Source organism: Pseudomonas sp. EggHat1 (assembly GCF_014892995.1).
GTDB lineage: Bacteria > Pseudomonadota > Gammaproteobacteria > Pseudomonadales > Pseudomonadaceae > Aquipseudomonas > Aquipseudomonas chaetocerotis.
In genome coordinates this window covers 39,438-52,259 of sequence record NZ_JACKQK010000002.1, presented here as the reverse complement: position 1 = coordinate 52,259, position 12,822 = coordinate 39,438, and the positions used below count along the sequence as shown (strand labels likewise).

Annotated in this window: 14 protein-coding genes and 2 riboswitches; of the genes, 1 reads left to right on the top strand and 13 read right to left on the bottom strand. The window is 64.2% G+C overall.

The window, feature by feature from the left end; translation table 11 throughout:
• Positions 1–57: 57 nt before the first annotated feature.
• A riboswitch (cobalamin riboswitch) is annotated at positions 58–264 on the top strand.
• Positions 265–350: 86 nt separating this feature from the next.
• Positions 351–2,198: a TonB-dependent receptor domain-containing protein gene (locus INS93_RS04480; protein WP_192980451.1), complete on the top strand. Its 1,848-nt coding sequence runs from the start codon at positions 351–353 to the stop codon at positions 2,196–2,198.
• A 65-nt stretch (positions 2,199–2,263) separates the two neighbouring features.
• On the opposite strand, the gene INS93_RS04475 is transcribed toward INS93_RS04480, so the two are convergent.
• The 13 genes from INS93_RS04475 to nrdR all read right to left on the bottom strand — a co-directional run bounded on the left by INS93_RS04475 (position 2,264) and on the right by nrdR (position 12,784).
• A complete protein-coding gene (locus tag INS93_RS04475; RefSeq protein WP_192980450.1) occupies positions 2,264–3,058 on the bottom strand; it encodes a cobalamin-binding protein in 795 nt (264 codons plus the stop codon).
• The gene (locus tag INS93_RS04470; RefSeq protein ID WP_160016999.1) at positions 3,058–3,471 is read right to left on the bottom strand and encodes an MFS transporter; all 414 of its coding nucleotides are present in this window, start codon (positions 3,469–3,471) and stop codon (positions 3,058–3,060) included. Before INS93_RS04470 ends, INS93_RS04475 begins: the two co-directional genes overlap by 1 nt.
• Positions 3,468–4,088 (bottom strand): GTP cyclohydrolase II, encoded by a 621-nt coding sequence (gene ribA, locus INS93_RS04465; protein ID WP_160016998.1) that lies wholly within the window; start codon positions 4,086–4,088, stop codon positions 3,468–3,470. The genes INS93_RS04470 and ribA overlap by 4 nt, the downstream gene beginning before the upstream one ends.
• A 328-nt stretch (positions 4,089–4,416) precedes the next feature.
• The gene (locus INS93_RS04460; protein WP_192980449.1) at positions 4,417–5,061 is read right to left on the bottom strand and encodes a retropepsin-like aspartic protease family protein; all 645 of its coding nucleotides are present in this window, start codon (positions 5,059–5,061) and stop codon (positions 4,417–4,419) included.
• Between the two features lie 18 nt (positions 5,062–5,079).
• Positions 5,080–5,814, bottom strand: coding sequence for a substrate-binding periplasmic protein (locus INS93_RS04455; RefSeq protein WP_192980448.1), 735 nt, complete (start codon positions 5,812–5,814; stop codon positions 5,080–5,082).
• Between the two features lie 9 nt (positions 5,815–5,823).
• A complete protein-coding gene (locus INS93_RS04450) occupies positions 5,824–6,351 on the bottom strand; it encodes a phosphatidylglycerophosphatase A (RefSeq protein WP_192980447.1) in 528 nt (175 codons plus the stop codon).
• A 15-nt stretch (positions 6,352–6,366) separates the two neighbouring features.
• Positions 6,367–7,320, bottom strand: a complete 954-nt coding sequence (gene thiL / locus INS93_RS04445; RefSeq protein ID WP_192980446.1) for a thiamine-phosphate kinase — start codon at positions 7,318–7,320, stop codon at positions 6,367–6,369.
• Between the two features lie 273 nt (positions 7,321–7,593).
• Positions 7,594–8,073, bottom strand: coding sequence for a transcription antitermination factor NusB (gene nusB, locus INS93_RS04440; protein ID WP_192980445.1), 480 nt, complete (start codon positions 8,071–8,073; stop codon positions 7,594–7,596).
• Positions 8,070–8,546, bottom strand: a complete 477-nt coding sequence (gene ribE, locus INS93_RS04435) for a 6,7-dimethyl-8-ribityllumazine synthase (RefSeq protein WP_003243999.1) — start codon at positions 8,544–8,546, stop codon at positions 8,070–8,072. Before ribE ends, nusB begins: the two co-directional genes overlap by 4 nt.
• Before the next feature lie 281 nt (positions 8,547–8,827).
• On the bottom strand, positions 8,828–9,907 hold the full coding sequence (gene ribBA / locus INS93_RS04430) for a bifunctional 3,4-dihydroxy-2-butanone-4-phosphate synthase/GTP cyclohydrolase II (RefSeq protein WP_160016992.1): 1,080 nt from the start codon (positions 9,905–9,907) through the stop codon (positions 8,828–8,830).
• Between the two features lie 12 nt (positions 9,908–9,919).
• Complete coding sequence (locus tag INS93_RS04425; RefSeq protein ID WP_192980444.1) at positions 9,920–10,582, bottom strand: riboflavin synthase; 663 nt, start codon at positions 10,580–10,582, stop codon at positions 9,920–9,922.
• A 126-nt stretch (positions 10,583–10,708) separates the two neighbouring features.
• A riboswitch (FMN riboswitch) is annotated at positions 10,709–10,863 on the bottom strand.
• A gap of 341 nt (positions 10,864–11,204) precedes the next feature.
• Positions 11,205–12,320: a bifunctional diaminohydroxyphosphoribosylaminopyrimidine deaminase/5-amino-6-(5-phosphoribosylamino)uracil reductase RibD gene (gene ribD, locus INS93_RS04420; RefSeq protein WP_192980443.1), complete on the bottom strand. Its 1,116-nt coding sequence runs from the start codon at positions 12,318–12,320 to the stop codon at positions 11,205–11,207.
• Complete coding sequence (nrdR, locus tag INS93_RS04415; RefSeq protein ID WP_003243991.1) at positions 12,317–12,784, bottom strand: transcriptional regulator NrdR; 468 nt, start codon at positions 12,782–12,784, stop codon at positions 12,317–12,319. The genes ribD and nrdR overlap by 4 nt, the downstream gene beginning before the upstream one ends.
• Between the last annotated feature and the right edge of the window lie 38 nt (positions 12,785–12,822).

The following is a 12,822-nucleotide window of genomic DNA, read 5'->3' as shown; positions in this document are numbered from 1 at the left end:
ATCGCTGAATGAGTGGGGCTTGCTTGTCATTCATACTCGCGCGCACTAAGGTGCGCGCCATTCATGTTCCGCCAGGGTGCGCTGCGCAAGCGGCGTTAAACGGGAAGTCGGTGCGCTCTTCACGGGCAATGCCGACGCTGCCCCCGCAACGGTAATCGACAGCAAGCGCTGAGCTTGCGCCGCGTCCAACAGCCACTGGGCCAGGCCTGGGAAGGCGGACGCGGATCGACAGCCCGGAGACCGGCCAAGGCGGTGCGACTGGTGTTGCGGAGGGCGACACGGTCAAGCGCTGCCCTGCCCGCGCTTGCGCCTGCCCTCCTCGAACGTCTGCCGACCGTTGAGGAAAGAAAATGAAACTGTCTCGTCTGGCTCTGGCCATCAGCTTCATGCCTGCTGCCGTGCTGGCTGCCGAGCCTTACGCAAGCGAACCACTGGTAATCACCTCCGGGCGTCTGGCAGAACCGCAAGTGCAGGCTACCGCCGCCACCACGGTGTTTACTCGCCAGGATATCGAACGCTTGCAAGTCAGCAGCGTTGTCGAACTGCTGGAACGCGTGCCAGGCCTCAGCGTGGTCCGCACTGGCGGTGCCGGCAGCCAGACTGGCGTGTTCCTGCGTGGCACCAGCACGGCACAAACCCTGGTCCTGGTCGACGGGCAACGCATAGCGGCGGCCTCCAGCGGCACCAGCAGCCTGGAGTTTCTCGCTCCCGAACAAATCGAACGCATCGAAGTGGTCCGTGGCGCCCGTTCGGCACTCTACGGCTCCGACGCCATTGGCGGGGTGATTCAGATCTTCACTCGCCAGGGCGACGGCCCTGGTCTCAAGCCCTACGCGCGCCTGGCGGCTGGCAGCGACAGCACCTACCAGCGCAGCCTTGGCCTCTCCGGCGGAGACGAGCGCACTCGCTTTCACCTGGGCGCCGCCCTGGACGAGACAGCCGGCATTGACGCGACCCGCGACGGTTTCGGCGCCAATGGCGACGACGACGCCTACCGCAACCGCTCGCTCAGCCTGAATCTGTCGCACCGCTTCAATGATGATCTACAGGCTGGCTTCAGCGCACTCGACCAGCGCGGACAGGTGGAATACGACGACGTCTTTACCGGCCTGCTTCCGACAACGGACTTTCAGGTCAGCAGCCTTTCCGGTTTCATCGATGGCCAGCTCAACGAGCGCTGGAATAGCCGTCTGGAAATAGGCCACAGCAAAGACCAGCGCGATAGCGGTGATGACTCGCCGGCAGCGCCAGACTATTCATTCTTCACCTACACCACCTATCGCGACTCTGTGAGCTGGGTAAATACCCTGACGCTCAGCGATAACCAGCAACTGCTGGTCGGTGCCGACTGGTACGAGGATCGCCTGCACAGCAGTGCGGCCTTCGCCGAGGACTCACGCTGGAACCGAGCGGCCTTCGTCCAGCATCGTTACACCGGCGACACATTTTCTACCGAGCTGGGGCTTCGTCACGACGACAACCAGCAGTTCGGCAGCGAGAACGCCTGGAACGCGGCACTGACCCTTCCCCTGAACAGTGCCAACGACCTGATCCTGTCCTATAGCGAAGGCTTTCGTGCGCCGACTTTCAATGACCTCTACGATCAGTGGTACGGCAACCCCGGCCTGCAAGCCGAGCGTTCCGAAAGCTACGAGCTGCAATGGCGCAGCCGCTACAGCGACACAGGTTCATTGCAGGCGTCCCTGTATCGAACCGACATCGAAGATGCCATCGTCCTGGACGAAAATTTCATTCCGCAGAACGTCCAGACTGCGCGGATCAATGGCTTCGAAGCGGCCGTACAGCAGGAGCTGTTCGGCTGGCAGGCCAATCTCGCTCTGGGCCTGATCGACCCACGTGACCGCAACAGCGGCCATACCTTGCAGCGCCGGGCCAAACGCACGCTGAGCCTGGATGTCGACCGCCGCTTCGGCGATGTCTCACTCGGTGCTGGCTGGCGTGCGATCAGTGGTCGCTACGATGATGCCGAAAACCAGCGCGACATGAGCGGCTACGGCCTGCTCAGCCTACGCGCCGCCTGGCAGGCCAATGAGGAACTAGGCCTGAGCCTGAAGCTGGATAACCTGCTGGACAAGGATTACGCAGAAGCGACCTACAGCACACCCAATGGCCGTTTCGGCTACAACAGCGCCGGCCGCACTGCGCTCTTCGCCGTAACCTGGACGCCGCAACTCTGACCTTGGTGCGCGCGGCGCACCCTACGAGCGCTGTAGGGTGCGCCGTGCGCACCAAGGGCTTCGGGCTACCGCGCCCCCGCCATCCGCTCACACAACTGCTCGATGGCGCCCAGCATCTGCCGGCTGGGCCGTTCCAGGCCCTTGTCCGGCACCGCCCATACCTGTTCCCGGCGCACTGCATGCAGCTGCGGCCAGGCCTGCCAGGCTGTGAGTTCGGCATTGCTTCCGCCAAGAATCACGTCCGGATCACGCGCCAACACCGCCTCGACGCTGACCTGCGGCGCCGGCTGCGCTAGATCGTCAAACAGGTTGCGCGCGCCGCAGACCTGCAAGGCGTCACTGATCAATTGCTCGCCACCAATGGTGTAAAGCGGTTGGTGCCAGACCTGGTAGAACACCGTCAGGGGCTGCTCGCGCCGGTAGCGCTGGCGCAGCGTATCCAGCTCAGCGCGAAATTCGGCCGCCAAGCGCTGCCCCTGCTCTGCCCGGCCCACTCGCTCGCCAATCCGCACGAAAGCTTCCCCGAGCTGCTCGAGACGCTGCGGCTCGACGATCAGCAGGTCAATGCCAAAACGCTGCAACTGCGCTTGCTGCGCCAGTGGCACGCTGCCAGGCGCGATGAGGATCAGATCCGGCGCCAGCTGCAACAGGCGCTCGAATTCCAGCTGGCCATAACGACCGACTGTGGGGAGATGCGCCAGCGCGGCGGGACGCTCATCCCCTTCAAGCACGCCAACCAGCAGGTCGGCAGCATCCAGATCGAGCATGATTTCACTGAGCGAAGGAGCCAGGCTGACCACCCGCTCGGCGGCTGCCAGCGGCAGCGCCAGCAGGCAAAGCGTGAGCAGCAGCGTGCGCATCAGCCCAACTGGCGAGGTATGCGGTAGAGACCGTGCAGCACGATGGACGACAGCGCCAGCAATACCAGCGGGATCGCCTCGAGGCCAGCCAGCACCGCCAGCGCCGCGATCCACGCAGGCAGGGCAGCGCCAAGCAAGGCGCGCAAACGTACGCGATCCAGCTCCAGCCAGGCGGCGGGCTCGTCGTCGCTGTCGAGTGCTTTTTCAGTGGCGATCAGTGCGCGCTTGTAGGCGGAGAACAACGGCAGGCTGACGAACATCGCAGCCATGCCGGCGATGAACAGCGGCATGGCCAGCACCGTGGGACCGCCGCCGCCAAACAGCAGGTTGAACACAAACAGAGGCGCCAGCGCCACGCCCAGCTGACGCCACCAGGCCAGCGCCAGACGGCGCTTTACCTGGCCTCGGGTCACAAGCTTTCCTCGGTCTCGCCCTGGTGCTGATTGCCCAGCATATGGCCGAGCTTACCGGCCTTGGTGGCGAGGTAGCGCTTGTTGTAGGGGTTGTGCGCAATCTGCAGCGGAACACGATGATCCACGGCGATGCCCATGTCGCCCAGCGCCTTGACCTTGCGCGGGTTATTGGTCATCAGCTTGAGACTGTCGATACCCAGGTGCTCGAGCATCGGTAGGCAGATGGCGTAATCACGCTGGTCGGCACCGAAACCCAGGCGCTCGTTGGCTTCCACCGTATCGGCACCGCCGTCCTGCAGCTCATAGGCGCGGATCTTGTTCAGCAGGCCAATGCCACGGCCCTCCTGACGCAGATACAGCAGCACGCCACGGCCTTCGTTGGCGATGGCCTGCAGCGCCGCCTGCAGCTGCGCACCGCAGTCGCAACGCAGGCTGAACAGCGCGTCGCCGGTCAGGCATTCGGAATGCAGACGGCCAAGCACCGGCGCACCGTCGGCGACGTTGCCGAAGGTCAGGGCGACATGTTCCTTGCCGGTGGCCTCGTCAAGGAAGCCGTGCATGATGAACACACCGAAGGGGGTGGGCAGTTGGGAGGCGGCGACGAACACGACGGACACCGGATACTCCTGGCAATGAGTACGAAACAGGGCCGGCATTGTATCAGCAGCCCTCGCTGGCGGGTCAGTCAGAATTGCCGATCATCAGTATCGAAACGGTCAATGAGCACGATCAGAATCAGTTCAAAGTCTCGCGAGCTAGAGCAATGCAAGGCAGAAGTAGGCGAGGAAGCGGAGTCTACTGATTGTAAATGAGCAGTACTCGCTTCGCTCGCCCCTCTGGGGCCGCGCTGAAGCGCGTTGGCCGCAAACGGCCTCCGACCGGGCTGGCGCTCCAGCCTGCTTCTAACGCGGCAGTGCCGACGCGCAGCAGACTTTGGGCTGATTCTCATAGCTTGGACTCCAGCACTAGCATCCCCTGCTCCTCGCGCCAGCCCACCCGACCGAGGAAGCTCATGCCCAGCAGCGCCTCATGCGGCGCGCCGCCTTCGAGCACCACAGCTTCGACGCCGAGCACCTCGAGATCGCCGATCTTGACCCGGTCGAGCATCACTCGCCAGCCACGGGCCACGCCGCTGGCGGTATTGACCTGCAAAGGCCGACCACTGACCCGGTAATCGATACCCAGACGCTTGGCATGCGCATCGTTGAGCGCCACCGAGGTGGCGCCGGTATCGACCAGAAACTGCACCGTCTGGCCGTTGACCGAACCGGCCACCCAGTAATGTCCACCGATGCCCTTGGCGATGCTCAAGCGTTTCCTTACCGGCTCGGCGAAACCGGCACTGTATTCACGACTCAGTGGATAGGCACGCTCGACGCCATCGACACGCAGCACTGCGCCCTGCTTGTCGACGCTGACTACTTCTACCCCGCCCGGACCGGTCTGTCCGATCCGCACCAGCTTGCGCAGGCCATCGACATTGACCACCGCCGCGCCGGGAAACAGGCCGACCACCTGAACCTGAGAGGCCGCCCAGGAAGAACTCGCACATAGCAGCGCCAGCGCGGCGAGACAGTGACGAAGCTGCATGTATGAAGGCCTCCCGGCTCAGTCGAAGGGATAGGGTTGCTGCCAGCGCTCGAAGATCGGCCGCAGCTCACCGCTGGCGATCAGCTGCGTCATACGCTGATCGAAGAGTTCGGCCAGGGCATGAGCGCGTGGCGTATCGGCAAAACCTAGATACAGCGGCAACTGCGTCAGATTCGTCACCCGGTATTGCTGCGGCTTGGCGGCCCGGCTCAGCACGTAGTCGACCTCGGGACGGGCATCGATATAGAAATCCGCGTGGCCCAGTTCGAGCATGCCGAGGATACCGTCGCGCCGCTGTACTTCCCGGTAGTCGTGCACATTCGGCAGATATTCCTCGTAACCGTAGCCTCGCACCCAGACCAGCCGGTACTCGCCGAGGCTGTCGAGGGTCGGCACCGGTTTGTCCTTGAGGCCAAGTGCGACGATCTGATCACGATCATAGGGGTGCCTGGGGTAGAACACCGGCCCCTCGACCTCGTCACGATAGGCACCGACCCAGGCATCGGCTTCGCCACGCTGCACCAACCCGACAGAACGGGTGTAAGGCACGCTGTGAATATCCAGACGAACACCTGCCGGCTCGAACACCGCGCGCATCACATCCCAGCCCAGACCGCTACCATCGGCTTCGGTATAGGCCTCCCAGATCTCACTGGCCAGGCGTATTTCACCTGGCTGCTCACTCTGAGCCTGGACACCAGACAAGGCAGAGAGCATCAGCAGCATCCCCAACCAGACTTGCCTCATGCGCATGCCCACTCCTTAGAAACCCAGCCCGGCTCCATAGTTGTCCCAGCCCCAGACCAGCCCCTGCATGGCCAGCCAGGCAAAGACACCAGCGATGACATCATCGAGCATGATGCCGACACCGCCATGCACATGCCGGTCGATCCAATGAATCGGCCAGGGTTTGACGATGTCGAACAGACGAAACATGAGAAAGCCTAGCAGCAACCAGACCCACCCCTCGGGCACCAGCCACAGGGTGATCCACATGCCGACCATTTCATCCCAGACGATGCCTTCGTGGTCGTGCACACGCAGGTCGTCGGCAACCTTGCCGCACAGCCAGAAGCCGAACAGCATGGTCACGCCGAGCATCAGCCAGTAACCCCAGTCCGGCAGCATCTGCCAAAACGGCACGAATGGCAGTGCCACCAGTGAGCCCCAGGTGCCGGGCGCCTTGGGCAGGGTGCCGGAGCCGAAGCCGAAGGCGATGAAGTGCCAGGGATTGCGCCACACCGAAGGCGGTACGTATTCGGCGGGAACCTGGTTGGGGTGATCGGTCACGCGCACTCCGTCCTGTCAGAAATGTTGGTAGCCGCCACGCGGCGGATCGATGGGCTGGTCGGCAGCATCCAGCAACTGTACCCCAGAGCCGGCCAGTACACGGCCGATAACCCGTACATAAGGCCAATCGGCCTGCAGGTCGGCGAGCAGGGCTGGTGGCAGGGTAAAGGCGAGGCGGTAGTCGTCGCCGCCGCCCAACGCACAGATCCGAGCCTGTTCTTCACCGGCGAAAGCGCGCAGCGCTGCAGACAGCGGAACACGCGCCAGCTCGATCTCAAGGGCGACCTGTGAGGCCTTGGCGATATGCCCGCAGTCGGCCAACAGGCCGTCGGAAATATCCAGCGCGGCCGTGGCCCGCCCGCGCAAGGCCTGGCCCAGGGCCAGTTGCGGCTGCGGCGACCAGTAACGCGCCAGCAAGGGCTCGGCGACTTCAGGAGCTGCCTCACGTTGACCCAATACCAGCGGCAGGGCGCCAGCGGCATCACCCAGTTCGCCACCGACGCAGAGCAGATCGCCAACCTGGGCGCCGCTACGCAACAGCGCCTGCCCGGACGGCACACGGCCAAACACGGTCAGCGTCAGGCTCAACGGGCCCCGCGTGGTGTCGCCACCGACCAGCGCCAGTGAACAGCTCTGCGCCATCGTTTGCAGGCCGCGAGCGAACTCGGCCAGCCAGGTTTCATTGGCGCTCGGCAGGGTCAGGGCGAGGGTAAAGGCCAGCGGCGTAGCGCCCATGGCGGCCAGATCACTGGCGGAAACAGCCAGCGCGCGCTGACCGAGAAGAAAGGCATCGCAGGCTTCGGGGAAATGCACCCCGGCGACCAATGTGTCGGTGGAAACCGCCAGCTGTTCACCGGCGGGCAACGCCAGCAGTGCGCAGTCATCACCAATACCGAGAACCACTCCGTCGCCGCCCTGAGCACAACGGGCGGCGGCGAAGTAGCGGCGGATCAGTTCGAACTCATTCACGGGCAGGCAACGATCTGCTGCGCGTCGGCCCTGCTGCGTTAAAAGCAGACTCGGAAAGCCGCTTGCGGCTAACGCACTTCAGTGCGGCCCCGAAGGGGCGAGCGAAGCGAGTCATGCTCATTAGATACAGAACAGCAGCACACTGCGCTTCCTCGCCTGTTTGACTCGCTGGCGCTCGCCCTACGGGCCAGCCTTCGGCTGTTACTCCCGCTGGTCGTTGCGCCTTGCATGGCTCTAGCTCGCAAGATCGTGAATCAAGCATCCCCATGGGCCTCAACGTTTGTTGGCGTTGACTTCGGCGGCACGCAGCTTGGGCGCGAGCTTGTCGAGGATGCCGTTGACGAACTTGTGTCCGTCGGTGGCACCGAACACCTTGGCCAGCTCGATACCTTCGTTGATCACCACCTTGTAGGGGACGTCGACGCGGTTCTTCAGCTCGTAGGTGGACAGGCGCAGGATGGCCAGCTCGACTGGATCGATCTCTCCCAGCGGGCGATCGAGCAGGGGCGTGAATGTCTCGTCCAGCTCGGTCTTCTGCCGCGGCACGCCGTGCAGGATCTCGTGGAAATAGGCGCCGTCGACCTTGCTGAAATCGTTGTCGACGCGAAACTGCGCTTCGATCTCGTTCAGCGGCTGCCCGGCGATGTGCCAGGAGTACAGGGCCTGCATGGCCAGGGTGCGGGCTTCACGGCGCGCGAGGATCTTGCCGCTGGGGCCCTTCTTGGCCGGCTGGCCGTTACCGGAGTTGCTCACTTGGCCTCCAACTGCGCCAGCAGGCTGACCATTTCCAGGGCAGACAGCGCAGCTTCGGCACCCTTGTTACCCGCCTTGGTGCCGGAACGTTCGATGGCTTGTTCGATGGAGTCGACAGTCAGGACGCCGAAGGCGACCGGTACGCCGTATTCCATGGAAACCTGAGCCAGGCCCTTGGTGCACTCGCCTGCGACGTACTCGAAGTGCGGAGTGCCGCCACGAATGACCGCGCCCAGGGCAATGATTGCCGCGAACTCGCCACGCTGAGCGACCTTCTGGGTAACCAGCGGAATCTCGAAGGCACCCGGCGCGCGGATGATGGTGATATCGCTCTCGCTCACGCCGTGGCGAACCAGGGCGTCGATGGCGCCACTGACCAGGCTCTCGACGACGAAGCTGTTGAAACGGCCTACCACCAGGGCGTATTTGCCCTTCGGGGCGATGAAGGTACCTTCGATGGTCTTCAGGGTCATGACGGGTCTCACATGGGTTAAAGAGCCGGAGCGGCGGTGCGCTCCGAAAATAAAATTCGTTTGGCTGCGTAGCCCGGATGCAATCCGGGGCCAGTGTGCCGATCTTCCCGGATTTCATCCGGGCTACGTGCTTTAGCTCCCCTCTCCCATAAATGGGAGAGGGGTTGGGGCGGCCCGCGTAGGGAGAGGGTTAGGCGTTGGCCACAACACCCTCTCCCGCCCTGCGGGCACCCTCTCCCGGAGGGAGAGGGTCATCAGATGCGGCTCTGTCGAGCCGCTTCTTATTTAGAAGGCAGGTATTCTACAACCTCAAGGTCGAAGCCGGATATCGCGTTGAACTTCATCGGCGAACTCATCAGGCGCATCTTGCGTACGCCAAGGTCGCGCAGAATCTGCGAGCCGGCGCCCACCGTGCTGTAGGTCGCCGGATTGGCCGGCTGCTGACGGCTGATCAGCGCCAGCAACTCCGGCCCGGTCAGCGGATTGCCCAGCAGCAGCACCACGCCGCTGCCAGCCTTGGCCACTTCCGCCATCGCTGCACGCATGCTCCAGCGCCCCGGCTGGTTGACCATGAACAGGTCGCGCAGCGGGTCCATGTTGTGCACGCGCACCAGCGTCGGCTCTTCGGCGCAGATGGTGCCCAGGGTCAGCGCCATGTGCGCGGTGTTCTCCACACCATCGCGGTAGGTCACCAGGTTGAACTGGCCCAGTTCGGTGTCCAGCGGCTGTTCGCTGATGCGCTCGACGGTGCGCTCGTGGATCAGACGGTAGTGGATCAGGTCGGCGATGGTGCCGATCTTCAGACCGTGCTCTTCGGCGAACTTCTCCAGCTCCGGGCGACGCGCCATGGTGCCGTCGTCGTTCATGATTTCGCAGATCACCCCGCTCGGTTCGAAACCGCCCATGCGCGCCAGGTCGCAGGCCGCTTCGGTGTGACCAGCACGCGCCAATACGCCGCCGGGCTGAGCCATCAACGGGAAAATATGACCCGGACTGACGATGTCCTCGGCCACGGCGTTGCGTGCCACGGCAGCCTGTACGGTGCGCGCGCGGTCGGCGGCGGAGATGCCGGTGGTCACGCCCTCGGCCGCCTCGATGGAGACGGTGAACTTGGTGCCGAAGCCGGAGCCGTTGCGCGGCGCCATCAGCGGCAGCTTGAGCAGTTCGCAGCGCTCACGGGTCATCGGCATGCAGATCAGGCCACGGGCGAAGCGGGCCATGAAGTTGATGTGCTCGGCGGTGACGCATTCGGAGGCGATGATGATGTCGCCTTCGTTCTCACGGTCCTCGTCATCCATGAGGATGACCATCTTGCCGGCGCGGATGTCTTCGATCAGTTCTTCAGCGGTGTTGAGCGCCATCGGGGCGTCTCCTCAATTCTTCAGGTAGCCGTGTTCGGCGAGAAAGCTTTCGGTCAGGCCCGAGGCCTTGGGTTCGGCGGCCTTGTCGCCGAGCAGCAGGCGCTCCAGGTAACGCGCCAGCAGGTCGACCTCGAGGTTGACCTTACGCCCGGCCTGGTAGTCGACCATGATGGTCTCGGCCAGGGTGTGCGGCACGATGGTCAGCTCGAACTCGGCGCCATCGACCGCGTTGACGGTCAGGCTGGTGCCGTCGACGGTGATCGAGCCCTTGTGTGCGATGTACTTGGCCAACTCACGCGGGGCGCGCACCTTGAACTGCACGGCGCGGGCGTTATCGGCGCGCGAGACGATCTCGCCAACGCCGTCGACGTGGCCACTGACCAGGTGCCCGCCGAGGCGACTGGTTGGCGTCAGGGCCTTTTCCAGGTTCACCGCGCTGCCGGGCTTGAGATCGACGAAGGCGGTGCGCGCCAGCGTCTCGCGACTGACGTCGGCCCAGAAGCCGTCGCCAGGCAGTTGCACAGCGGTCAGGCACACGCCGTTGACGGCGATGCTATCGCCGAGTTTGACGTCACCCAGATCAAGCTTGCCGGTGGCCACGTAGACACGCACGTCGCCCCCCTTGGGCGTCATGGCGCGAATGCTGCCGATGGCTTCGATTATGCCGGTGAACATAAGCCCTCCGGTTTCACGTTGAAGGTATTTCTGAACAGCATGGACGAACTCCTGTTTTGGTCAAAAACAGGGCAATGCCGATCGATAGGGATTTCGCGGACACGCACGAGGCGCCCGTGGAGGGAATCCCGCTCTCTCTTTATCCGGACTATACCGTCGGCCCCGGAATCACACCGGGTCTGCTGGACCTCGCACGGCAGGTGCCGTGGCGAGCGCTCGCGGGCTAGGTTCTGCGAACCATTACCGCCGGTGGGGAATTTCACCCCGCCCTGAGAACGTTGCGGTCATCTGAAATGACCGCGTGGCGTTTTACCATATTTATCGCTGCGCTGCATGGCCTGTAGGTTGCGCTGCGCGCACCAGGGTCAACCGTCAATATGCCAGGCCAGCGCCTGCTCCCGTGCCAGCTCGAATCGTTGCCACCAGACAAGGGGCATGTGGGAAAACTGCGGCAACCGCAGTGCGCACGGCGCACCCTACCTGGCCTTGGGCATTGCAGTCCCGTAGGGTGCGCTATGCGCACCGGGGCTAACCGCCGATTTGCCAGGCCAGCGCCTGCTCCCGTGTCCGTTCGAGTCGCTGCCACCGGGCAAGGGAGACTTGGAGAAAACTGCGGCGCACTCTACCTGGCCTTGGGCACTGCAGTGATCTGCCAGTCGTCGCCGACAGCACGAATATCGAGAATCTGCAGTTCCGGTGCCTCGGCCATGCGGTTGAGCGGCAGCTCGAACAGCGGCCGCGCACTGGACCCCAGCAGCTTGGGCGCGATGAAGATGCGGTACTCGTCCACCAACCCGGCACGGGCAAAGGCTCCGGCCAGACGCGGCCCGGCCTCGACCAGCACTTCGTTGACGCCACGGCCAGCCAGCTCCAGCAGCAGCTTGCGCAGGTCGACATGGCCATTGCTGCCGGGCACGGCGAGCAGTTCGTGACCATCGACCAGATAGCGATCACGCGCGGCGGCCGCCGCGCAGGTGGCCACCAGCGCCGGGCCGACCTGGAAGAAGGCTTTGCTCAGCGGCACGCGCAGACGGCCATCGACCAACACCCGCAGCGGCGGCCGCGAAGCGGCCATGAAGGTGGCTTCGACACCCAGCCCCAGCTCGTCAGGGCGCACGGTCAACCGGGCATCGTCCGCCAGCAAGGTGTCGGCGCCGCTGAGCACCACGCTGGACTGCGCGCGCAAGCGCTGCACCTCGGCGCGCGCCGCCGGGCCGGTGATCCACTGACTCTCACCGCTGGCCATGGCCGTGCGACCATCCAGACTCATCGCCGACTTGACCCGCACCAACGGCAACCCGCTCTCCATACGTTTGATGAAACCGGCATTGAGTGCTCGCGCCTCGGCCTCCAGCACGCCGGACAGCACTTCGATACCGGCATTGGCCAGGCGCAACAGGCCGCGACCAGCGACCTGCGGATTGGGGTCCTGCATCGCCGCGACCACCCTGCCAACGCCAGCGGCGACCAGCGCATCAGCGCAAGGAGGCGTACGCCCGTGATGGCTGCAGGGCTCCAGTGTGACGTAGGCCGTGGCACCGCGCGCCCGTTCGCCGGCCTGGCGCAAGGCGTGCACCTCGGCGTGTGGCTCACCGGCACGGGCATGCCAGCCCTCGCCAACGATCTCGCCATCACGCACGATGACGCAGCCGACACGCGGATTGGGATGAGTGGAGTAGAGGCCTTTGCGCGCCAGCTTGAGGGCACGCGCCATGAAGACGTGGTCGCGCTCGCTCATCGGCTTTTCGACGGTTCGCGGGCCAGGCGTTCGATTTCCTCGCGGAATTCGTTGAGGTCCTGAAAACGGCGGTAGACCGAGGCGAAACGGATATACGCCACCTCGTCGAGCTTGCTCAGCTCGGTCATCACCAGCTCGCCGAGCACCAGCGACTTCACCTCGCGCTCGCCGGTGGCACGCAGTTGCTGCTTGATGCGGGCGATGGCCTCTTCCAGGCGTTCGACGCTCACCGGACGCTTTTCCAGCGCACGCTGCATGCCAGCGCGCAGCTTCTCTTCATCGAAGGGCTGACGGCTGCCGTCCTGCTTGATCAGGCGCGGCATCACCAGTTCGGCGGTTTCGAAGGTGGTGAAACGTTCGCCGCAGGCCACGCATTCGCGGCGGCGGCGCACCTGATCGCCCTCGGCGACCAGACGGGAATCGATGACCTTGGTGTCGTTGGCGGCGCAGAAGGGACAATGCATGGCAGGCGCGGGCTAGTGGCGGCAAAGGCGTCATGGTA